This window comes from Arthrobacter sp. B10-11 (assembly GCF_033142195.1).
Taxonomy (GTDB): Bacteria; Actinomycetota; Actinomycetes; order Actinomycetales; family Micrococcaceae; genus Arthrobacter; species Arthrobacter oryzae_C.
This window is the reverse complement of sequence record NZ_JAWMTH010000001.1, coordinates 575213-595638: the sequence shown is the minus strand read 5'-3', so window position 1 is coordinate 595638 and position 20426 is coordinate 575213. Positions and strand designations below refer to the sequence as shown.

The following is a 20426-nucleotide window of genomic DNA, read 5'->3' as shown; positions in this document are numbered from 1 at the left end:
CGGACGGTCGCGCTTGTCGAAGCGCGCTAGCCTTGGTGGATGAGTACCGATCCGCAGCCTTCTCCAACTCCAGTACCTCCCATTGCCACCCGTCACAAGGGTCCGCTGGAGCTGCGGCGCAAACAGGCAGCAGTGGAGATGTCGGACCAGCACCTGCTGGACACCAAGGGGCCGGGCCAGTTCGTCCACACGGATCCGTGGCGGGTGCTCAGAATCCAAAGTGAGTTCGTGGAAGGCTTCGGCGCACTCGCGGACCTCGGGCCGGCTGTCAGCGTGTTCGGGTCCGCCCGCACCAAGCCCGGCTCCGTCTACTACGAGCTGGGCGTTGAGGTTGGCCGCAAGCTGGCCGAAGCCGGGGTGGCTGTCATCACCGGCGGCGGGCCCGGCTCCATGGAAGCGGCCAACAAAGGCGCAGTTCAAGGAAACGGTGTCTCCGTGGGGCTCGGCATTGAGCTTCCGTTTGAGCAGGGCCTCAACCAGTGGGTGGACCTCGGGATCAACTTCCGCTATTTCTTCGCACGGAAAACCATGTTCGTGAAGTACGCCCAGGGCTTCATTGTGCTTCCCGGGGGACTGGGCACACTCGACGAGCTGTTCGAGGCAATGGTCCTGGTGCAAACCCGGAAAGTCACCTCGTTCCCCATCGTCCTCCTCGGCACGGCGTTCTGGGGACCCATGATCGACTGGATCAGGGGCACGCTGGTGGAAGACGGCATGATCTCGGAGAAGGACCTTGACCTCATCCAGGTCGTCGACGAGCCTGCACACGCGGTGGACCTCGTCATCCACGGTGCCATCCGGCCCCCGGGGGGCGCCCCGGGCTATGGCACCAGCGGACCAAACGGCAACCAGCGGCCGGAATAACTGCCGCGCCGGCGTCTGGCACGATGGATCCTGTGAGTTTCTTCCTGATATTCCTCGCCATCGCCCTGATTGGCACCGTGCTCTTCCTCGGAGCTGATGCCGCGTCCGGCATATTCCGGCGCCGGCGGTCCGGGGAATCGGCTCTCCTTGACGGCTTCGACGGGCCTGTGGCGTCGCTTCCTCCGGTGCTCCTTCCGGCCGAAGCCTCGCCGGCCGACGTCGACCGGATCCGGTTCGCACTGGGGCTGCGGGGTTACCGCATGGACCAGGTCGACCAGGTACTGGACGAACTCCGTGACCAGCTTGCCGCCAAGGATCGCGAAATCGATCGGCTGCGGGCGGAACTGAATGCATCGGCCCAGCCGGGGGAGACCGTGCCTTGAGCCGGCCGGGCACTTCCGCCGGCCGCGTGGTGCCGAAAGGAACCCGGGGCCTGGACGGCCGGGTGCGGAAAGGAATCGCGTCCGTCGCCGCGCACGCCGGCAGGTGGCCGTGGTGGGTGCAGGTGGCATCCGTCTACGCCGCTGCGCGGGTCGTCAGCGCCTGCATCTTCATGGCCGCCGCCCTGCACCAGGGGGTCAACCCCTGGTTTCCCGCCAAGCCCGACTACTGGAACTTCATCAACATCTGGGATGCGCGCTGGTACGGCGAAGTGCTCCAGAACGGCTACCCGAGCCAGCTTCCCGTGGACGAAAGCGGGAACGTGCAGGAGAACGCCTGGGCCTTTTATGCGCTCTTTCCGCTGCTGGGGCGGGCAGTATCGGCCATGACAGGCTTGGACCCGGCGCTGGCGCTCACGTTCATCGCCATGGCGTCAGGGCTGGGTGCCGCCCTGGTGGTGTACCGCCTCTTCCGGTACAAAGCAACGCACCGCACGGCGATGTGGGCAGTCGCCTTCTTCGCCACGTTCCCCGTGGCCGCCGTTCTCCAGGTGCCCTATGCGGAATCACTGAACCTCCTGCTGTTGGCCTCAGCACTGCTGTTGGTGATGCAGCGGCGATATATGTGGGCCATGCCGGTAGTTGTCCTGATGTGCCTTTCCAGGCCAACGGGTGTTCCGTTCGCCGCCATGGCCGGCGGGCTGCTGACCTACCGGCTGTGGCAGCGCAGCCGTCCCGGCGGCGGCCTTCCCGACGCCGGGCTTCCGGATGCCGGCCTTCCCGACGTTTCGGGTAGCCGGGAGCACGTGCCCCACAGCGGTCGGGAACTACTGGCGTTGGCGGCCCTTGCCGGAGTCAGCGGGCTGAGTGCCCTGATGTGGCCGGCCATCGCCTGGGCAGTGACGGGGGACCCGGCGGCCTACACCAAGACGGAAACCGTCTGGCGCGGCCACGACCTGGTGCCCTTCAAGCCTTGGTTCGACACCGGGATCCAGCTTTTTGGGCCCGTGCTGGGTGTGCTGGCTCCGTTTGTGTTCGTTGCCGTCTTCGGACTGGTTATGACGTCCCCTCCAGTGGTGGCGCTGGGGGCCGAGCTGAGGCTCTGGTGCGTCTGCTACATGGGCTATCTGCTCGTCTTCCTGCACCCCCAGACGAGCACGTTCCGCATGCTGTTGCCGCTGTTTCCGCTGGCCCTGGGTGCAGCGCTGGTGTCGCGATCGAAGGCTTACCGCGGCACCGTAGTCATCATGTTCCTGCTGCTCCAGATTGTCTGGATCGTGTGGCTGTGGGCCTGGGCCCAGCTGCCTGGCGGGGGAGACTATCCGCCGTAAGGGAGGCGGGGACGCTATGACGGCGGCCACAATTTTCCAAGTGATGAAGAAAATCCATCAATTAGCTACAGCCGGGTAATTACAGGATAATAGGTGTTAAGCATGAACAAATCGCACTCGCATTGCGTTTGACACTGTTCAGCCATGGCGGTCGCAGCTAGGCCGCCATAGCGGCTTGATTGACGACGCGGCCACAGCCCGCCCGGGCTGGTAGGTCCTGGGACTATTGGAGGGGATTTTCCTCATGGCGGCTATGAAACCACGCACCGGCGACGGCCCTATGGAAGTAACCAAAGAGGGCCGCAGCTTGATTATGCGTGTGCCGCTCGAAGGCGGGGGGCGGCTTGTGGTCGAACTTAACGCGGCAGAGGCGGCAAACCTCAAGGAATGCCTCGTCGGCGTGACCGAATAGATTTGCTCGGGCGGGGCCCGCAGCCAAGTGGCTGCGGGCCCTTCCTTATTTCTTGACCGCCACCAACAGCCCGTCACCGGTGGGCAGCATGGCCGAGGCCAGGCGTTCGTCGTCGCGGATTGCCTTGCCCACCTGCCGAAGAACCACTGTGGTGGAATCCCGGGCCGCCGGGTTGGCTACCCGGTCCTTATCCAGGGCGTCATTGATGATCAGCAGTCCGCCGCGCTTCAGCAGCCGGATGGCCTGCTCGACATACCCCGGGATGCCCGGCTTGTCCGCGTCAACGAACACCAGGTCGTAGGCGCTGTCGGTCAGTCGCGGCAGGACGTCGCCGGCGCGGCCGGAAATGGTGCGGGTGCGGTTGGCAGGGCTGCCGGCCTCCTGGAAGGCCTCCCGTGCAGCCCTGAGGTGTTCCACGTCCACGTCGATGGTGGTCAGCACCGCCTGGGGGCCGAGGCCGCGGAGCAGGCAGACGCCGGACACGCCCGCTCCGGTTCCGATTTCCACCGCTGTCTGCGCTTTCGAAGCTGCCGCCAGTACCGTCAGCACTGCTCCCACGCCGGGTCCCACCGGAGTCACGCCCAGCTCAAAGGAACGCTCCCGAGCATGCAGGAGTACTTCGTCCTCGGCAGGCAGATCTTCTGCATAGGACCAGCTCGTGGACTTATCGGCGCTCATGAGGGTTCGCTTTCTGGGCGGCAGGGGAGTGTTCCTAACAGCGTACTGTGTCCGGCGGGGCCGGGCCCGGAGGTGACGGTGCGGCAGGCTGTGGCTGCCCTCCGGATGTGACGCGAACCACCTCCGGGCCGGGCGGCGGCGTTGCTTTCCGCCCAAGGCAGAAGGGCCGGGATAGTCAGGAAATTCCCAGCCAACTTTGAAATGATGATTATCCGCTCATCCAGGAGGTGATCGGCGCCGAAGCACTGGTGTCAGCACCATCCAGGCGTTAGTACCATCCACGAGGGGAGTGGACGATGTCAGCATCAGTTGTGGCACCTGTCCCGGCAATTGAAGATTCAGTGGCCCGGCCGGACGCCGAGTGGGTTCGGCCTACCTGGGAGGAAGTGGTCACGAACCACTCCGCCAAGGTATATCGCCTTGCCTACCGTCTGACCGGTAACAAGTACGACGCCGAGGACCTCACCCAGGAGGTGTTCGTCCGCGTGTTCCGGTCCCTGGAGAACTTCAAGCCGGGCACCCTCGATGGCTGGCTGCACCGGATCACCACCAACCTCTTCCTGGACCAGGCTCGGCGAAAGAGCCGCATCCGCTTCGATGCCCTCGCCGAAGACGCCGAATCACGGCTGCCCGGCCGCGAACCCGGCCCTGAACAGAGCTTCGAATTCAACAACCTGGACCTTGACGTGCAGGCCGCCCTGGAGGAACTGCCGCCGGACTTCCGTGCCGCCGTCGTCCTCTGTGACCTTGAAGGCCTGTCCTACGATGAAGTGGCCGAGGCACTCGGCGTCAAGCTCGGAACGGTGCGGTCCCGCATCCACCGCGGACGCACCATGCTCCGGGAAAAGCTGGCGCACCGCGACCCGCGCACCAGGCAGTCCCTCAAGCCGCGGCTTAAGATGCCACGCATCGCCGGCATCCTCTGATCGGCTCCATGGGTCAGCTGAGAAAACTGCTGCGTGGCCTGGGAGGCAACTGTACGCGCGGACTCCTGCCGCGCAGCAAGCGCGGCCGCAGCACGAAGCACACGGAATCCTGCCCCGAGTGCACCTCGCGCCAGTGGCGTGAGCGCCAGTACCTTGAGCGGATGCGCCGTGCGTCGATCCCGGCTGCCAGCGACGACTTCACGGCCAGGCTGCTGGCCCGGACCCAGCAGCTCGCGATGGAGACCGGCGGGACGTCCGCCGCAAACGCCGCACCCCGGAACACCTCTACCGGGTCCCCGGCGATGCGGGCCCTGGGCCTTGTGGCAGGCGGAGCCGTGGCAGCGGCGGGAATGGTGTCCGCAGCCGCCTACTTCGTTGCCGGCGACCCCATGCCCGTCGCAGAGGCCTCCTCGCCCCGGTCTGCGCAGCAGCAGGAAGCCGCCTTCGGGCTGCAGGCGTCGGCTGCCGACCCGTCCCTGGGAGCCACCGCCATGCTGACGGCCGCGGACCTCGAAGGTCTTCGCGCACGGGGGTGGTCATGCCCTGAGCTTCGGGACATGGGGTTCCACGTGCTCTGGGCGCGCCGTGAAGCTGTTGCGGGGCAGCCGGTCCTGGAGCTCAGGCTCACTGACGGTAAACATTTCGCCACCGTCCTGGAACAACATTCCCAGCCCGTCGCTGCGGGCGCTGCGCCACTGGCCGTTCGGTCGTCATCGCCCACGAATATCCTGACCGGCCGCCCCGCTGCCGATGACGGGTTCGTGCAAGCCCCGGGCGGTCCCGGCGCTCCCGCAGGCGGGGCCGGAGCGCTGTGGGTCAATACGTCCGCGCCGTGGCGGGCCATCTACACGGCCCCCGGCGTGACGTTAACGTACGTTTCGGACCTGCCCGCGGATTCTGCGGACGACGGTGTGGCGGAACTGGTTCGTGCGGGCTCCGGCACGCCGCTGTCCGGCGTCGAATCCCCCGCAGCGGGCGGCAGTGCGGCAGCCGGGCCGGAACAGCTGACGGCGCGGCTGCAGCGCGGCCTGGGGCGCATCGTGGAGCTTTTCACGCCATGACCCGTCCGTCCGGCACGGCCGGTTCAGGGCGCTCCCTGGTGGAATCGTCACCACAGCGCCGGAGAGGGTAATCTTCCTAGGGTGTTTGGAATCAATGGCCCGGAGTTTCTTCTTCTGCTGATCATCGGCGTCCTGGTGATCGGCCCCAGCCGGCTGCCCGAATACACACAGAAACTGGCGAACCTGGTCAAGGAAGTCCGCCGGATGGCCTCCGGCGCCCGGGAGCAGATCAAGGACGAAGTCGGCATCGACATCGACGATGTCGACTGGAAGAAATACGACCCGCGCCAGTACGATCCGCGGCGGATCATCAAGGAAGCCCTGCTCGACGACGACATCAAGCCCGTCAGCGCCGGGGCGCCCGCTGCGGTCGCGGCGGTCGCCTCGGCCTCCGCCGCATCCTACGCGGAGGAACGTCCGCCGCGCGTCATCGAACGGCTGGCTGAGGGCGTGCAGGCACCCTTCGACTCCGAGGCCACCTAAGCCAGGGATTTCGCCCGGCACAATCACTCTGGCACAATCACCGGCTTGGTCACCGGGCTTAGTCACCGCGGCTGGAGGCCCAGCTTCATGCCCGTCAGGCCCCGCGGCCTGGCGGCGAGCTTGCCGGCAATCCCCGTGAGCGCCTTGGCCGCCGGGGTATCGGGGCGGCCGAGCACGATCGGTTCGCCGGTGTCGCCGCCCTCGCGCAGCAGGATGTCCAGGGGTATCTGTCCCAGGAGCGGCACGTCGGCCCCTACTGTTGCGGTGAGCCTTTCGGCGAGGACAGCGCCGCCGCCGCTGCCGAAGAGTTCCATCCTGCCGCCGTCGGGCATTTCAAGGAACGACATGTTTTCCACGACCCCGGCCACGGACTGACCCGTCTGGGTGGCGATGGCGCCGGCCCGTTCCGCGACGTCGGCGGCAGCGGCCTGCGGGGTGGTTACCACCAGGATCTCGGCCTTCGGAAGCAGTTGCGCCACGGAGATGGCGATGTCCCCGGTGCCCGGAGGCAGGTCAAGGAACAGGGCGTCCAGGTCGCCGAAGTAGACGTCGGTGAGGAACTGCTCAAGGGCCCGGTGGAGCATCGGCCCGCGCCATGCCACCGGCTGGTTGCCCTTGACGAACATGCCGATGGAAATGACCTTCACGCCGTATGCGACGGGCGGCAGGATCATGTCGTCCACGCGGGTGGGGGCCTGGCCGATGCCCATCAGGGCCGGTACTGAGAACCCGTACACGTCGGCGTCAATGATGCCGACGCGCAGGCCCTGGGCCGCCATGGCACAGGCAAGGTTCACCGTCACGGAGGACTTGCCCACTCCGCCCTTGCCGCTGGCCACGGCAAACACCTTCGTGAGCGAACCGGGCTGGTTGAACGGGATGCCGCGCTGGCCGCCGGGCCCGCGGAGCTTCTCCTTGAGGGCGTCCCGCTGCTCCTGCGTCATGACCTTGAGTTCGACGTCGACGGCGGTCACTCCCGGGACCGCAGACAGCGCGGCCTCGGAATCAGCAGTGATGGTGCCACGCAACGGGCACCCCGCGATGGTCAGCAGCACCACGAGCCGGACCCGGCCGTCGTCGGCAATATCCACCGATTCCACCATGCCGAGGTCGGTGATGGGCCGGCGCAGTTCGGGGTCGATAACAGTGGCCAGCGCAGCGTCCACTGCCTGGTCCAGGGGGGTGCTCATGCGGTCAGTGCTCAGCTTTCGGGGGTGTTGAGGTGCGCAGGGAAATCGCGGTGTTCGGGCTTGAGCTTGGGGATCTGCTGGGTCCGGGGGTTGCGCTGCTTGTCGCGCCGTTCCTTCAACCGCTCTTTGACTTTTTCCTTGGGGGACTCGTGCGTGCCCTCGCCGGTCGAATCATGGGTTCGGAGTTCTTCCTGCGCCTCCAGCATGTCCTCCAGGAGGCTGCGAAGTTCGGCGCGGACGTAGTCACGGGTGGCAACTTCCCGCAGTGCGATGCGCAGCGACGCCAGTTCCCGGGTGAGGTACTCGGTGTCGGAGAGATTCCGTTCTGCGCGCTGGCGGTCCTGCTGCAGCGATACGCGGTCACGGTCGTCCTGCCGGTTCTGGGCGAGCAGCAGCAGCGGCGCAGCGTAGGAGGCCTGCAGGGACAGCATCAGCGTCAGCAAGGTGAATCCGAGTGCGCGTGAATCGAACTGCCAGTCCAGCGGCGCCCACGTGTTCCAGGCGAGCCAGACCACGACGAACACCGTCATGTAGACCAGGAACTGCGGCGTGCCCATGAAGCGGGCGAAGCCTTCCGTGGCGTGGCCGAAAGCGTCCGGGTTGGGGGAGAACTTGGGCAGGATCCGCTGGCGGCCGCTCAGGGGTGTGTCCAGGCCGGCCGTGATCTTGGCTCCCGGACGGTTTCCGGAGTTCCTCGGTGAGCTGAGATCAGCCAATGCGGCCTCCAAGTTTCCTTATCGGGGCGTCATCATCGTGGGCGCGCCAGTCATCCGGCAGCAGATGGTCCAGCACATCGTCAACAGTCACCGCCCCCACAAGCCGGCCGTCGCTGTTGACGACGGGGAGCGAGTTCAGGTTGTAGGTGGCCAGCGTACGGGCCACCTCACTGATGTGCGCCTGGTCAGACACGGGTTCGAGGTTCTTGTCCACGAGGTTTCCGAGCGGCTCCGGCGGAGGGTAGCGAAGGAGCTGCTGGATGTGGACCACGCCAAGGAACCGTCCGGTGGGCGTTTCCAGCGGCGGACGCGCGATGAAGATCGACGACGCCAGCGCCGGCGAGAGCTCTTCGCGCCGAACGTGGGCCAGGGCCTCTGCCACCGTGGCCTCCGGCGGGAGGATGACGGGAACAGGCGTCATCAGGCCGCCGGCAGTGTCTTCGTCATATTCCAGGAGGCGGCGGACGTCCTCGGCCCCTTCGGGTTCCATCAGCTGGAGGAGCTCCTCCGCCTGGGCCGAGGGAAGTTCGGCGAGGAGGTCGGCGGCGTCGTCCGGATCCATCTCCTCAAGGACGTCGGCTGCGCGGTTGACGTCGAGGGCGGAGAGGATTTCCACCTGGTCGCCCTCCGGCATCTCCTGCAGGACGTCCGCGAGCCGTTCATCCTGCAGCTCACTTGCCACCTCGAAGCGGCGCTTGTCGCTCATTTCCTGAAGCGCTTCGGCGAAGTCGGCCGGCTTCAGGTCCTCATGCGTTGCCACGAACTGGGTGGCGGCCTGGGGCTCCGTGCGGGCGCCCTGCTGGGCGTCGGCCCAGTCGATGATCATGGTTTCGTTGCGGCGGAGCCGGCTCAGTGGCGAGAGGGAGTGGCCGCGGCGCACGAACAGCTTGCTGACGAACCAGTCGCCGGAACGATGCCGGTCCATGGCGATGTCCTCGATGGTGGCGTCGCCGCTGCCGTCCGCCAGAGTCACCCGGCGGTCGAACATTTCGGCCACCACCAGGGTTTCCGCGCCGCGCTGTTCGAAGCGGCGCAGGTTCACCAGCCCGGTGCAGATGATCTGGGTCTGGTCGATCGAGGTAATCCGCGTCATCGGGACAAAGACCCGCTTCTTGCCGGGAACTTCCACCACGATGCCCACCACGTGGGGTGCGCCCCTGGTGCCGCGGGAGAGCACGACAACATCGCGCAGCCTGCCGAGCCGGTCGCCCAGGGGGTCGAAGACATCCAGTCCGAGAAGGCGCGCAACAAACACCCGCGAAAGATTTGTGCTCACCTGTACAGGCTACCGAGTCTGCTCTCTTTTAGCTGAATTTCAGCGTGCACCCAGCCGGATGGGCAAGAATGGAGGTATGTCAAACATTTTTGGTGCTCCCAAGGCCGGTGGCCCGAACGGGCCGGATGAATTCCGCACGGTTCCGGCCGGGGACACCGTCGGTTCCTACAGCTCCTACCTGGATGCCCAGAAGGCGGTGGACTACCTGGCCGACCAGCAGTTCCCGGTCCAGCTGGTGTCCATCGTGGGCAACGACCTGAAGATGGTGGAACGGGTCACCGGAAGGCTGAGCTACCCCCGCGTCGCCTTGTCCGGCGCACTGAGCGGAATGTGGTTCGGCCTGTTTGTCGGCGTCATGCTGTCCTTCTTCTCCCCGACCGGCGGCTACTTCTCGATTGTGACCTCGGTGCTCATGGGTGCGGCCTTCTTCATGCTGTTCGGCATCGTCACGTATGCCATGCAGCGCGGGAAGCGCGACTTCACCTCAACGAGCCAGGTGGTAGCCACCAACTACGACGTCGTAGTGGCCTTCGAGGCATCCCATGAGGCCCGGCGTATGCTCCAGCAGCTGCCCATGACCACGTCTGACGCGACAGCGGGCGCCGCAACGTACGGCCAGGGCGGCTATCAGCACCAGCCCTACCAGCAGTCCGGGCAACAGCACGCTCCCCAACAGGGAACCGGACCGCAGCGGCCCGCCGGCTGGAACGACCCCTACGGCCAAAGGTCGCCTGAGGCAGGGAACCAGCCTGCCACCGGCGCGCATGCTGCCGCCGGCCCGGAGGCTCACGGACCCCAGGCGCCTTCCGAGGAGCACGCCCAGCACCGGGCCGCGCCAACGCCCGCCGTGCACTACCCGGACCTCCCCGACGGCCGGCCACAGTACGGCGTCCGCGTGACCGACCAGCCCAAGCAGGAGGACGGTCCCAAGCACGAGCCCGCCGAGGGCGACACCCAGCGCTAGCTAGCCCGGGAACAGCAAAGGCCTCCGTCCGGATCATCCGGACGGAGGCCTTTGCTTTACCCGCTTACGGCTGCGTGTTGTCGATTTCCTGGTAGATGCCCGCCATCCACGACTCGACGTCGTCCGCCTTCCGGGGGAGGGCGGCGCTGAGGTTGACCGGGCCGTCGGCAGTCATGAGGATGTCGTCCTCGATCCTGACGCCGATGCCGCGGTACTCCGCCGGAATCGCGAGGTCCTCGTTCTTGAAGTAGAGGCCGGGTTCGACCGTAAACACCATGCCCGGGGTGAGGACGCCGTCCAGGTAGAGCTCGCGCTTGGCCTGGGCGCAGTCGTGCACGTCGAGGCCCAGGTGGTGGCTGGTGCCGTGTGGCATCCACCGGCGGTGCTGCTGGCCCTCCGGGCTGATGGCTTCCTCGACGGAGACGGGCAGCAGGCCCCACTCCGCCAGCCGTTCGGCCAGGACGGTGGTGGCGGCCGTGTGGATGTCGCGGAACTTGGTACCCGGCTGCGCTGCGGCGAAGCCGGCGTCCGCGGCGTCCAGGACGGCGTCGTAGACCTTCCGCTGGACCTCCGTGAACGTGCCGTTGGCGGGCAGGGTGCGGGTGACGTCCGCGGTGTACAGGGAATCAGCCTCAACGCCGGCGTCCAGCAGCAGCAGTTCACCGGCGTTCACCCTGCCCGTGTTCCGGGTCCAGTGCAGCACGGTGGCGTTGTTGCCGGAGGCCGCGATGGTGTCATAGCCGAGTTCGTTGCCCTCTTCCCGGGCACGGGCGAAGAAGGCACCTTCGACCACGCGCTCTCCGCGCTGGTGCGTCAGGGCGCGGGGGAGTGCCTTGACCACCTCGGTGAACCCCTCCACCGTGGCAGCCACGGCGATTTTCATCTGGTCGACTTCCCACGGGTCCTTCAGCAGGCGGAGCTCGGAGAGTGCTTCCGTGAGCTTCTCATCGAGGGCATCCAGCACGCCCAGGTCCAGGTTGTCGGGGTCCTTGGCCGTGTTGTAGCGGGCCGTGTCCACCAGGGCGTCGATGTTTTCATCCACCTTACGCACCAGCCGGATGGAGATGCCGCCGATTTCGGGGGCACCGACATTCTTTGTGATGGCGAGTTCAAGCTGGTCGATGTGGGCCGTGGCCAGGCCCAGCCTCCGCTCGAATTCGGCGAGCGTGGGGCGGGCACCGATCCAGAATTCGCCGGAGCGGGAGTCGGCGTAGAACTGTTCGGTGTCCCGGCCGGCGAGGGGCCGGAAGTACAGCGTGGCGCGGTGGTTCCCGCCGTCGTCGCCCTTTCCTTCTTCGACGGGTTCCAGGATGAGCACGGCGTCGGGCTCGTGGTCCAGGCCCAGCCCGGTCAGGTGCGCGAAGCCGGAGTGCGGGCGGAAGCGGTAGTCGCAGTCATTGGAGCGGACCTTCAACGGCCCGGCCGGGACCACCAGCCGTTCGCCTTTGAACAGGCCGGAAATGGCACGACGGCGGGCGGCAGCGTGGTCGGCCACGGCGTCCCGATCGGGGAGCTCTTGTGCCGAGGGCGCCCAGTTGCTGGCCATAAAGGCCTTGAAGGCGTCGGAACTGGGCCGCTGCGAGCGGTTGTTGACGCGCTCTTCGAGGGGCTGGGTTGCTGTAGTTTCACCGTTGTAGGTGTTGTCTGCATCGTTCACCGTCCAATAGTCTCACCAGCGGCGTGGCCCCGGCCACCGAACACTGCACCGCACACCGCACGCGCCACCGCACCGGCCATCTACTAGGCTGGGCAGGTGAGGATTGATCTGCATGCCCACTCGAATGTTTCCGACGGCACGGAGGCGCCTGCCGCGGTGATGGCAGCCGCTGCAGCCGCAGGCCTGGATGTGGTGGCGCTGACCGACCACGATTCCACCGACGGCTGGGCCGAAGCATCCCGGGCCGCCCGGAGCAACGGGATCGCCCTCGTGCCCGGCATGGAAATTTCCTGCCGGACCGATCAGGGCATCAGCGTGCATCTGCTCAGCTATCTCCATGATCCGGCGCATCCCGGCCTGCTGGAGGAAATCACCAGGTCCAAGGATGCCCGCCTCACCCGGGCCGAACGCATGGTCACCCTCCTGGCGGAGGACTATCCGCTGAGCTGGGACGACGTCATCCACCATGTGGCGCCGGGGGCAACGCTGGGCCGGCCGCACATCGCCGACGCCCTCGTGGCGGCCGGGGTGGTCGCGGACCGGACTGAGGCGTTCGCGTCGATCCTGACGTCACATTCCCGGTACTACGTGCAGCACTACGCCCCGGATCCGGCCGTTGCGGTGGCCCTGGTCCGTGCGGCGGGCGGTGTCCCGGTGTTCGCCCACCCGGTGGCGTCCGCCCGCGGACGCGTGGTGGGCCGACGCACCTACCTGGAGATGATCGACGCCGGCCTGGCCGGCCTGGAGGTCAATCACCGGGATAATCCGGAGGACGGCCGGGAATTCCTCCGGGGCCTCGCCGAAGATCACGGACTGCTGGTCACCGGTTCCTCCGACTACCACGGCACGGGCAAGCCGAACCTGCTGGGCGAGAACCTCACCGCACCAGAGGTCCTGGCCGCGATTGAAGAGCAGGCCACGGGCACCGCCGTCGTCCGTCCGTGAAGTGCAGGCCCAACTAACTGGCAGTTAACGCTCTCAAAACCGCGAATGACGACGTTAAATGCGAGTCAGTTGGGCGGGAACGAGGTCAGCGTCGCGTGGGCACCCAGCCTCGCGGCCATGACGTCGATGGCCGGCTGGTTCTGGTCCACGCAGACGAATTTCCGGCCGAGTTTGGCGGCCACGGCTCCCAGGGTGCCGGAGCCGGCGAAGAAGTCCAGGCACCAGTCACCCGGGCGGCTTGAGGCCGCAACGACCCGGCGGATCAGGCCCTCCGGCTTCTGCGTGGGGTAGCCGGTTTTCTCCTTGCCGGTGGGCGAGACGATGGTGTGCCACCAGACGTCGGTGGGCAGCTTGCCGAGCTCCCGCTTTTCGGGCGTCACCAGTCCGGGCGCCATGTAGGGTTCGCGGTCCACTTCAGCGCTGTCAAAGTGATACGTGGCCGGGTTCTTGACGTACACCAGGATGTTGTCGTGCTTGGTGGGCCAGCGGAACTTGGCGCGGGCGCCGTAATCGTACGCCCAGATGATTTCGTTCAGGAAGCACTCGCGGCCGAAGATGGCGTCCAGCATCACCTTGGCGTAGTGCACTTCCCGGTAGTCCAGATGCAGGTACAGGGTGCCGTCATCAGCCAGCAGCCGCCACGCCTCCACGAGCCTGGGTTCCAGGAAGGACCAGTAGTCGCTGAAGGCGTCGTCGTATTTGTGCAGGGCGCCTTTGATCGTGTCGTAGGAGCGGCCCTTGAAACCCACGCGGTCGCCGCCGCCTTCCGCGTTGCGGACCATGGTGGTCTGCTGTCGGCTCTGGGCGCGGCCCGTGTTGAACGGCGGGTCCACGTAGATGAGTGTGAAGGCGCCGTCCGGCAGCGTGGGGAGGTATTCGGCGTTATCCGCGTGTACCACCAGGTTGCTGCCGTCCGGCGCCCAGACGGTGTCAGTCATCGACGGCTTTAGGCCTCGGCGTTGCCGTGGTGTGCGCCGTCCTGCGCTGCGTTCCCGCCGCCCACCACTTCGCCGTTGCGGCGGCGGGTGCGCGTGCGGCGCCGTGCCCGCGTGGCGCGGTCCACCTCGGCCGGCGCCGACGCGGCCGGAGCCGCCACGGGGGCGGCCTCTGCTGCCGGGGCTGCCGCGGCGCCGTTGTCCGACGTACGGCGGCGGCGGTCACCTGCGCGTCCGCCGGCATCGCTGCCGCTACGGCGGGTGTCGCGTCCGCTGTCCCTTGCGCTGCCGCGGGCACTGTCGCGTCCGGTGCCGCGGGCGCTGTCGCGTCCGGTGCCGCCGGCGCTGTCCCTTGCGCTGCCGCGCCCGGTCTTCTTTCCGGTCTCGCCCAGGTCCTCCAGGACCTCGGCGTCGACGCCGGCCAGCACACGCTTGTCGCGGGGCAGGCGGCCCTTGGTGCCTTCCGGGATGTCCAGCTCTTCATACAGGTGCGGCGATGAGGAGTAGGTTTCCACGGGTTCCGGGTAGCTCAGGCCCAGCGCCTTGTTGATCAGGCCCCAGCGCGGCATGTCGTCCCAATCGACGAACGTTACGGCGGTGCCCTTGTTGCCGGCGCGGCCGGTGCGGCCAACGCGGTGCAGGTAGATTTTTTCGTCCTCGACGCACTGGTAGTTGATCACGTGGGTCACGTCGTCAACGTCGATGCCGCGCGCGGCGACGTCGGTGGCCACCAGGACGTCAACCTTGTTGTTGCGGAAGGCGCGCAGCGCCTGCTCGCGGGCACCCTGGCCGAGGTCGCCGTGAATGGCGGCGGCGGCGAATCCGCGGTCCACCAGTTCCTCAGCAACCTTGGCGGCGGTGCGCTTGGTCTTGGTGAAGATGATGGTGCGGCCGCGGCCGCGGGCCTGCAGGATGCGGGCGACTACCTCGACCTTGTCCATGCTGTGGGCGCGGTAGATCAGCTGGCGGATGTCGCGCTTGGTGAGCCCCTCGTCGTCCGGATCAGCGGCGCGGATGTGGGTGGGCTGGGTCATGTAGCGGCGGGCCATGGCGATGACCGGACCGGGCATGGTCGCCGAGAACAGCAGGGTCTGGCGGACCGCCGGGGTGCCGGCGATGAGCGTCTCAACGTCGGGCAGGAAGCCGAGGTCCAGCATCTCGTCGGCCTCGTCGAGGATGACGATCTTGACGTTCTTCAGGCTCAGGTGCTTCTGCTTGTAAAGGTCGATCAGGCGGCCGGGCGTACCGACAACCACTTCGACGCCCTTCTGCAGGGCTTCCACCTGGGGCTCATAGGCGCGGCCGCCGTAGATGGTGGCGATGCGGGCGTTGCGCTTCTTAGCAGCGTTTTCCAGGTCCTTGGCAACCTGGACTGCAAGTTCGCGGGTGGGCACGATCACGAGGGCCTGCGGGGCGCCGGGGACGGCCAGCTTGTCGAAGCCGGGGTCGTCCCGGCCCACAACGCGCTGCAGCGCCGGGATGCCGAAGCCGAGGGTCTTGCCGGTGCCCGTCTTTGCCTGGCCGATGATGTCGTGGCCGGCGAGGGCCACTGGCAGCGTCATGGCCTGGATGGGGAAGGGGTGGGTGATTCCGGCGTCGGCCAGGGACTCGACGATGTCGGCGCGGACGTTGTAGTCGGCGAAGGATTTCTCCTCGATCTCGTGCGGTTTTTCGTCCGAGATGATGGTCTCTTCCGGCTCGATCGATTCCGTGCCGGTGTCGTCGGTCAAAAGTTGGTGCGTATGCAATTCACTCACAGGGGAGTTTCCTTATTCATTTGGGCATTGGCGCTGCTTGCTCAACGGGGCCGGCCGCAAGGCCGTTCCGGAGCACGCTCTGGCGCGCAAGCAAATCCAGTGGAAGCCGATCGCGGGCTATCTAAATGCTGGCACTGGGGACCAGCGGGTGTATCTCAAGATCGCGTAGGGGCGGGCTTGTTGAATTCAAAAATCATGGAAATCAACGACCGGGCATCCATTACTACCCCCTCAGTCTAGCTGTTGACCGCAACAACCTCCGACTGACGCCCCGGACGCAGCCCGAAACCATCCCGCAGTCACCCCACGAGCTGCAGCTGGATCTCCCGTGTGCGGATGTCCGAGGAGACCAGCCTGACCCGGACCGTCGTGCCGGATTCGAGCTCGCCGGGGCACCTGGCTGTCACTGCCGGGTCTGCGATCTGGATAATGCCGGACGGTCCGTTCCCGTTTCCGTTGCCGCCGTTCCCGTTCGACTTGCCCGGCTTCGATCCGGAGATGACCACGGCGTCGAACTCCTGGCCGATGTGGTTGACGAGGAGGGCCGCCTCCACCGTGTCCAGGGCCAGCCGCTCCATCCTGGCGGCCAGCTGATCTGAGGCCGCCATGATTTCCGGCAGCGAAGGAAGTGCCTCGCGGGCCCAGTCGGGAACCGCGGTGCCGTTGCTGAGCGCCTCGCAGATCACCAGGACAAAGCGGTCAATCAGGCGCCGCAGCGGCGCCGTGGTGTGCGCATACGCAGCCCCGATGGCCGATTGGATGGCGGCCTCCGGTACCGTGCCGTCAAAGGGGGTGTAACCGGCGCCCCGGAACAGCATGCCGGCGGAGTGCAGGATGGCCAGCTGCCGGGGATCGGTGGGATCAAGGGAACGCAAATACTCCCCGTAGCTCGCCTCGCCGTCCCAGGGCTTGCCGAGGGCGTTGGTCTGCCGCCGGAAGTGCAGGAGGGACCGTTCGTCGGGGGCAGGCATGGTACGCAGGATGCCCACTTTGCCGTCGAGCATCAGGTCCGCGGCAGCCATGCCGGTCATGAGGGAGATCTGGGCGTTCCAGTCCTCCACCGGGAGGGAGGGGGCCGCCACGATGCGGAAACCGCCGTCGGGTGTCTGTTCGATTTCCTGTTCCGGCATGTTCAGGCTTGCGCCGCCGCGCAGCCGCTCCAGTTCGACGCGTTTCAGCCCCACCTCTTTGAGCAGCTGCAGGACAGGAACAGCATTGCCGGAATCGAGCTCGGCCTGGACGCCCTTGTAGTTGAGTTTCGCCCGGCTCCTGATTTTGGCGCGGCGCACCAGCACCGAATCCACCCGGGCTGCCGTATCCAGGTCAAACTCCCACACGAAGGCGGAGCACAGCTGGCCGGCCAGCAGGCTGCCGGCACGCTCGCTGATGACTTCCGGGTGAAGCGGAATCCGCCCGTCCGGAGCATAGATCGTCTGTCCCCGGCGACGTGTCTCGGCGTCGAGCGCCCCGCCCGGTGCAACGAAGGACGGAACATCGGCGATGGCGTAGAAGACCTTATATCCGTCCCCTGACCTCTCGATGTAGAGGGCCTGGTCCAGGTCCGTGGAGGACGCAGGATCTATGGTCACAAACTCCACTGGAGTGAGGTCAAGGTCCGGCATCTTGTGCTCTGCAATGGCCGCCAGCGCATCCTCGAGGACGTCGTCGGGGAACGGCCCGGGCAGCTCCAGCTCCGTACGGAGCGCGTTCAGGGCCTCGGCCAGCCGGTTGGTCTGTTCGTGGACACTGGGAGTCAGGCGATGATGTGACACGAAAGTCAGATTAGCTCGATTTGCGCCATTAGTCTTGGACGATGAGCTCATCCCCGGCTGACACCGCTCACTACAACCGCTTCATCGCAGACCTGTTCGGAATGATGGCCTACGGCGAGCTGTCGGCCTTCGAACGGTTCGCCGCCGACGCACGGTATTCGCCCACCCTCCACGACCGTGCCGTGCTCGGCAGGATTGCCGTGGTGGAGTTCCAGCACTACGAGCTGGTGAGCTCCCGCCTCGCGGACATGGGGATCGACGCTGAGGACGCCATGCTGCCGTTCCAGGCAGCCGTGGACTTCTTCCATTCACGGACGCGCCCGGGTGACTGGTTCGAATCACTGATGAAGGCTTATGTCATCGATACGGTTTCCGCTGACTTCTACCGGGCCATCTCCCGCTACGTCGACGCGGGCACACGGGAACTCATCGAGGAGGTCCAGGCCTCCGATGAGACGACACAGGTGCTCCGCGAACTGCTCAGGGGCGCCTTGGCAGATGATCCCAGGCTCGCCTCCAGGCTTGCGCTATGGGCCAGGCGGCTGCTCGGCGAAGCACTGACGCAGGCGCAGCGGGTCAGCCATGAGCATGCGTTCCTGGGACGCCTGATCGGCGGCGGGGATGGCGGCGGGGACACTGCCGCGGCGAACGAGCTGGTCAGCGGGCTGATCGCCGGGCTGGCAGGGAACCATTCCCGGCGGATGACGGAGCTCGGCCTGGCCGGATAGTCAGGAGGATCCGGCGTCGAGGGCGGCCAGGAGCGACCGCGCAGCTGCGGCAGGATCATCGGCCTCGGTGATGGCGCGGACCACCACGATCCGCTGTGCGCCCGCAGCCACCACCTGCTCAACGTTGCCCAGGTCGATGCCGCCGATGGCGAACCACGGCAGCTGCGTCGTGCCGGCCTCGCCAGCGGCCGCCGCGGCGTAGCGGACCAGGTCGAGGCCGACAGCGGCCCTCCCCGGCTTGGTGGGAGTGGCCCACACCGGCCCGACGCAGAAGTAGTCCAGGCCGCCGGGGCCGCGTGATGCGGCGATGGCGGCATCGATCTGTTCCGGACTGTGCGTTGAGAGGCCGATGACGGCTTCATTGCCGAGGAACTTGCGTGCCGACGCCAGGGGGAGGTCTTTCTGGCCGACATGGAGCACGGGTGCGCCGGAGAGCGAGGCAATGTCCGCGCGGTCGTTGACCGACCAGAGGCGGCCGTGGCGGCGGGCCGCGGCTTCCAGCACGTCGAGCAGTTCGAGCTCTTCGGCCGCTTCCAGGTTCTTGTCCCGGAGCTGGATGATGTCAACGCCTCCGGCATAGGCGGCGTCAACGAAGTCTCCGAAATCGCCACGGTCGGTGCGGGCGTCGGTGCAGAGGTACAGGCGGGCGTCAGTGAGGAGGGCTTGCTCGGTCATGGCACCAGCCTAGTTCCCCTAAACTGATGGAGTACCGCGGGAGCCCGCTGCAGCTGTCACAAAGCTGCAGGGCTGAGAGGGCGTCAGAGCCGACCGCTTGACCTGATCCGGTTAGTACCGGCGTAGGGAAGGATGAGAGTGACCCCGCAATCTCCAGCAGGCTACCCCGCCGCGCGCCTGGACATCAGCGCCGATGTCGCCGTAATCGGAGGCGGAATCATCGGCCACGGCATCGCCTGGGAAGCCCGGCAGTCGGGCAGGTCCGTGGTGATCATCGACGACGCCCCCGGTACGGGCGCGAGCTGGGCCGCGGCCGGCATGCTGGCTCCGGTCAGCGAACTGCACTACCAGGAGGAAGAGCTCCTGGAGCTCATGCTCCACTCCTCGGAGCTTTGGCCCGCCTTCGCCGCCGGACTGCAACGCGGTGCCCCGGCCGGCGCCGGCCCGGACACCGGTTACCTCACGACGTCGACCCTCGCCGTGGGTGCCGACGCCGCCGACCGGCGGGCGCTCGCCGACCTGCGCGGCGCCCAGCGGTCCAGCGGCCTCACAGTGGAACCACTGACAGTCAGGGAAGCACGTGCCCGCGAGCCGTTGCTGAGCCCCGGCATCTCCTGCGCCTTCGACATCCCGGCCGACCACCAGGTGGATCCCCGCAGGCTCCTGGCCCTGATTGCGGACTCCCTGCTGGGCTGCGCCGTGCGTGAGCGGGCCGCCGGCCTGCTCTGGGAGGACGGGCGGGTCACCGGTGTCGGCCTGGCCGGGGGAGGCGCCGTGCATGCCGGGGAGACAATCATCGCCAACGGGCTGGATGCAGCGTCACTCGGCGGACTGCCGGCCGGCCTCCAACTGCCGCTCCGCCCGGTGTACGGCGACATCCTGCGCCTGCGTGTCCCCGCCTACCTGCAGCCGCTGCTGACATCCACCGTCCGCGGCATGGTCCACGGAGTCCCCGTCTACATCGTGCCCCGGCAGGACGGCACGGTGGTGATCGGGGCCACCCAGCGCGAAGACGCACTCTCGGGAGCCGGCAAGGACCAGGCAGGGCCGCCCGGGCCCGAAGGGCTGCCCGGCTCAGCTGTTTCAGCGGGCGGCGTCTACCAGTTGCTTCGTGACGCGCAGGTGCTGGTACCCGCGGTCGCCGAACTGGAACTCCTGGAAGCCACAGCGCGGGCCCGGCCGGGAACACCGGACAACGCGCCGCTGCTGGGGCGCGTCGCGGACGCCGGAACCGGCGGTGACGTACCGGGGCTGATCATTGCCACCGGATTCTTCCGCCATGGCGTCCTGCTCACTCCCGCGGCAGCTTCCATCTGCAGGCAGCTGCTGGACGGCACGGCCGATCCGCGGTGGGCGCCGTTCCGGCCCCACCGGTTTTCCGGCCCTCCGGCCACCCCCGCGAAACTTCCCGCCCCCGCCCCGATCAAGGAAACAGCATGAACATCACACTGAACGGCACGGTCCACGCGGTGGACGACGGCGCGTCCGTCACCACCCTCATCAGCCAGGTCACCGGCAGGAACCTTGCCCCCAACGGGCAGGCGGCCGACGGCCGGAAGCTGGGTGTGGCGGTGGCGCGGAATTCCGAGGTGGTGCCCCGCAGCCAGTGGTTTGTGACGGCGCTCGCCGAGGGCGACGACGTCGAACTTGTTACCGCGGTACAGGGAGGTTGAGCA

Annotated in this window: 21 protein-coding genes and 1 riboswitch; of the genes, 12 read left to right on the top strand and 9 right to left on the bottom strand. The window is 67.0% G+C overall.

The features are described 5' to 3' along the window. The first annotated feature begins 39 nt into the window (after nucleotides 1–39). The 4 genes from RW112_RS02790 (at nucleotide 40) to RW112_RS02775 (ending at nucleotide 2987) form a co-directional block, all read left to right on the top strand. Nucleotides 40–864, top strand: coding sequence for a TIGR00730 family Rossman fold protein (locus RW112_RS02790; RefSeq protein ID WP_317780323.1), 825 nt, complete (start codon nucleotides 40–42; stop codon nucleotides 862–864). 23 nt (nucleotides 865–887) lie between these two features. Then, on the top strand, nucleotides 888–1247 hold the full coding sequence (locus RW112_RS02785) for a DivIVA domain-containing protein (protein WP_317780322.1): 360 nt from the start codon (nucleotides 888–890) through the stop codon (nucleotides 1245–1247). 62 nt (nucleotides 1248–1309) lie between these two features. Continuing rightward, nucleotides 1310–2575: a hypothetical protein gene (locus RW112_RS02780; RefSeq protein WP_317780321.1), complete on the top strand. Its 1266-nt coding sequence runs from the start codon at nucleotides 1310–1312 to the stop codon at nucleotides 2573–2575. Between the two features lie 244 nt (nucleotides 2576–2819). After that, entirely contained in the window at nucleotides 2820–2987 is a 168-nt protein-coding gene (locus RW112_RS02775) for a DUF3117 domain-containing protein (protein ID WP_009357720.1), read from the top strand. A gap of 45 nt (nucleotides 2988–3032) precedes the next feature. Here RW112_RS02775 and RW112_RS02770 read toward each other — a convergent pair whose 3' ends face one another. Beyond that, nucleotides 3033–3665: an O-methyltransferase gene (locus tag RW112_RS02770; protein ID WP_305941659.1), complete on the bottom strand. Its 633-nt coding sequence runs from the start codon at nucleotides 3663–3665 to the stop codon at nucleotides 3033–3035. A gap of 296 nt (nucleotides 3666–3961) precedes the next feature. On the opposite strand from RW112_RS02770, the gene sigE reads away from it, so the two are divergent. The 3 genes from sigE to RW112_RS02755 all read left to right on the top strand — a co-directional run bounded on the left by sigE (nucleotide 3962) and on the right by RW112_RS02755 (nucleotide 6135). Beyond that, nucleotides 3962–4591: an RNA polymerase sigma factor SigE gene (sigE, locus tag RW112_RS02765; RefSeq protein ID WP_305941658.1), complete on the top strand. Its 630-nt coding sequence runs from the start codon at nucleotides 3962–3964 to the stop codon at nucleotides 4589–4591. 8 nt (nucleotides 4592–4599) lie between these two features. Next, entirely contained in the window at nucleotides 4600–5652 is a 1053-nt protein-coding gene (locus tag RW112_RS02760) for an anti-sigma factor (protein WP_317780320.1), read from the top strand. A gap of 81 nt (nucleotides 5653–5733) precedes the next feature. Beyond that, entirely contained in the window at nucleotides 5734–6135 is a 402-nt protein-coding gene (locus tag RW112_RS02755) for a Sec-independent protein translocase TatB (protein ID WP_317780319.1), read from the top strand. Nucleotides 6136–6197: 62 nt separating this feature from the next. Here RW112_RS02755 and RW112_RS02750 read toward each other — a convergent pair whose 3' ends face one another. From RW112_RS02750 to RW112_RS02740, 3 genes are read right to left on the bottom strand one after another with little or no spacing between them, the layout of a single operon-like run. Next, on the bottom strand, nucleotides 6198–7325 hold the full coding sequence (locus tag RW112_RS02750; RefSeq protein ID WP_317780318.1) for an Mrp/NBP35 family ATP-binding protein: 1128 nt from the start codon (nucleotides 7323–7325) through the stop codon (nucleotides 6198–6200). An 11-nt stretch (nucleotides 7326–7336) separates the two neighbouring features. Next, nucleotides 7337–8053 carry a DUF1003 domain-containing protein gene (locus RW112_RS02745; protein ID WP_317780317.1) on the bottom strand — a complete coding sequence of 239 codons (717 nt, stop codon included), beginning with the start codon at nucleotides 8051–8053 and terminating at the stop codon, nucleotides 7337–7339. After that, on the bottom strand, nucleotides 8034–9317 hold the full coding sequence (locus RW112_RS02740) for a magnesium transporter MgtE N-terminal domain-containing protein (protein ID WP_305941653.1): 1284 nt from the start codon (nucleotides 9315–9317) through the stop codon (nucleotides 8034–8036). The genes RW112_RS02745 and RW112_RS02740 overlap by 20 nt, the downstream gene beginning before the upstream one ends. A 76-nt stretch (nucleotides 9318–9393) precedes the next feature. On the opposite strand from RW112_RS02740, the gene RW112_RS02735 reads away from it, so the two are divergent. Continuing rightward, complete coding sequence (locus tag RW112_RS02735; RefSeq protein ID WP_317780316.1) at nucleotides 9394–10281, top strand: general stress protein; 888 nt, start codon at nucleotides 9394–9396, stop codon at nucleotides 10279–10281. Nucleotides 10282–10345: 64 nt separating this feature from the next. Here RW112_RS02735 and RW112_RS02730 read toward each other — a convergent pair whose 3' ends face one another. Continuing rightward, nucleotides 10346–11938, bottom strand: coding sequence for an aminopeptidase P family protein (locus tag RW112_RS02730; protein ID WP_317780315.1), 1593 nt, complete (start codon nucleotides 11936–11938; stop codon nucleotides 10346–10348). Nucleotides 11939–12034: 96 nt separating this feature from the next. Here RW112_RS02730 and RW112_RS02725 point away from each other — a divergent pair, with 96 nt between their 5' ends. Continuing rightward, nucleotides 12035–12883 (top strand): PHP domain-containing protein, encoded by an 849-nt coding sequence (locus tag RW112_RS02725; protein ID WP_317780314.1) that lies wholly within the window; start codon nucleotides 12035–12037, stop codon nucleotides 12881–12883. Between the two features lie 65 nt (nucleotides 12884–12948). On the opposite strand, the gene RW112_RS02720 is transcribed toward RW112_RS02725, so the two are convergent. The 3 genes from RW112_RS02720 to RW112_RS02710 all read right to left on the bottom strand — a co-directional run bounded on the left by RW112_RS02720 (nucleotide 12949) and on the right by RW112_RS02710 (nucleotide 17347). Next, nucleotides 12949–13821 (bottom strand): site-specific DNA-methyltransferase, encoded by an 873-nt coding sequence (locus RW112_RS02720; protein ID WP_317780313.1) that lies wholly within the window; start codon nucleotides 13819–13821, stop codon nucleotides 12949–12951. An 8-nt stretch (nucleotides 13822–13829) separates the two neighbouring features. Further along, nucleotides 13830–15575, bottom strand: coding sequence for a DEAD/DEAH box helicase (locus RW112_RS02715; RefSeq protein WP_317780312.1), 1746 nt, complete (start codon nucleotides 15573–15575; stop codon nucleotides 13830–13832). A 299-nt stretch (nucleotides 15576–15874) separates the two neighbouring features. Continuing rightward, a complete protein-coding gene (locus RW112_RS02710) occupies nucleotides 15875–17347 on the bottom strand; it encodes an RNB domain-containing ribonuclease (RefSeq protein WP_317780311.1) in 1473 nt (490 codons plus the stop codon). 41 nt (nucleotides 17348–17388) lie between these two features. Between RW112_RS02710 and RW112_RS02705 the strand changes: the two genes are divergently transcribed. Continuing rightward, a complete protein-coding gene (locus RW112_RS02705; protein ID WP_317780310.1) occupies nucleotides 17389–18075 on the top strand; it encodes a ferritin-like fold-containing protein in 687 nt (228 codons plus the stop codon). Here RW112_RS02705 and thiE read toward each other — a convergent pair whose 3' ends face one another. Then, nucleotides 18076–18750 (bottom strand): thiamine phosphate synthase, encoded by a 675-nt coding sequence (gene thiE / locus RW112_RS02700; RefSeq protein ID WP_317780309.1) that lies wholly within the window; start codon nucleotides 18748–18750, stop codon nucleotides 18076–18078. Nucleotides 18751–18776: 26 nt separating this feature from the next. Then, nucleotides 18777–18896, top strand: a riboswitch (TPP riboswitch). Between thiE and thiO the strand changes: the two genes are divergently transcribed. Both thiO and thiS read left to right on the top strand, forming a co-directional pair. Further along, nucleotides 18883–20190, top strand: coding sequence for a glycine oxidase ThiO (thiO, locus tag RW112_RS02695; protein ID WP_317780308.1), 1308 nt, complete (start codon nucleotides 18883–18885; stop codon nucleotides 20188–20190). (Overlaps the previous riboswitch by 14 nt.) Continuing rightward, a complete protein-coding gene (thiS, locus tag RW112_RS02690) occupies nucleotides 20187–20423 on the top strand; it encodes a sulfur carrier protein ThiS (protein WP_055796656.1) in 237 nt (78 codons plus the stop codon). The genes thiO and thiS overlap by 4 nt, the downstream gene beginning before the upstream one ends. The last annotated feature ends 3 nt before the right edge of the window (nucleotides 20424–20426 follow it).

What these genes read in the sequence shown, in the direction of transcription:
- RW112_RS02735 (WP_317780316.1), top strand. Translation starts at nt 9,394, where the DNA reads ATGTCAAACATTTTTGGTGCTCCCAAGGCCGGTGGCCCGAACGGGCCG.
- RW112_RS02750 (WP_317780318.1), bottom strand. Translation starts at nt 7,325, where the DNA reads ATGAGCACCCCCCTGGACCAGGCAGTGGACGCTGCGCTGGCCACTGTT.
- sigE (WP_305941658.1), top strand. Translation starts at nt 3,962, where the DNA reads ATGTCAGCATCAGTTGTGGCACCTGTCCCGGCAATTGAAGATTCAGTG.
- RW112_RS02705 (WP_317780310.1), top strand. Translation starts at nt 17,389, where the DNA reads ATGAGCTCATCCCCGGCTGACACCGCTCACTACAACCGCTTCATCGCA.
- RW112_RS02770 (WP_305941659.1), bottom strand. Translation starts at nt 3,665, where the DNA reads ATGAGCGCCGATAAGTCCACGAGCTGGTCCTATGCAGAAGATCTGCCT.
- RW112_RS02775 (WP_009357720.1), top strand. Translation starts at nt 2,820, where the DNA reads ATGGCGGCTATGAAACCACGCACCGGCGACGGCCCTATGGAAGTAACC.
- RW112_RS02760 (WP_317780320.1), top strand. Translation starts at nt 4,600, where the DNA reads ATGGGTCAGCTGAGAAAACTGCTGCGTGGCCTGGGAGGCAACTGTACG.
- thiS (WP_055796656.1), top strand. Translation starts at nt 20,187, where the DNA reads ATGAACATCACACTGAACGGCACGGTCCACGCGGTGGACGACGGCGCG.
- RW112_RS02785 (WP_317780322.1), top strand. Translation starts at nt 888, where the DNA reads ATGGATCCTGTGAGTTTCTTCCTGATATTCCTCGCCATCGCCCTGATT.
- thiE (WP_317780309.1), bottom strand. Translation starts at nt 18,750, where the DNA reads ATGACCGAGCAAGCCCTCCTCACTGACGCCCGCCTGTACCTCTGCACC.
- RW112_RS02790 (WP_317780323.1), top strand. Translation starts at nt 40, where the DNA reads ATGAGTACCGATCCGCAGCCTTCTCCAACTCCAGTACCTCCCATTGCC.
- RW112_RS02720 (WP_317780313.1), bottom strand. Translation starts at nt 13,821, where the DNA reads ATGACTGACACCGTCTGGGCGCCGGACGGCAGCAACCTGGTGGTACAC.
- thiO (WP_317780308.1), top strand. Translation starts at nt 18,883, where the DNA reads ATGAGAGTGACCCCGCAATCTCCAGCAGGCTACCCCGCCGCGCGCCTG.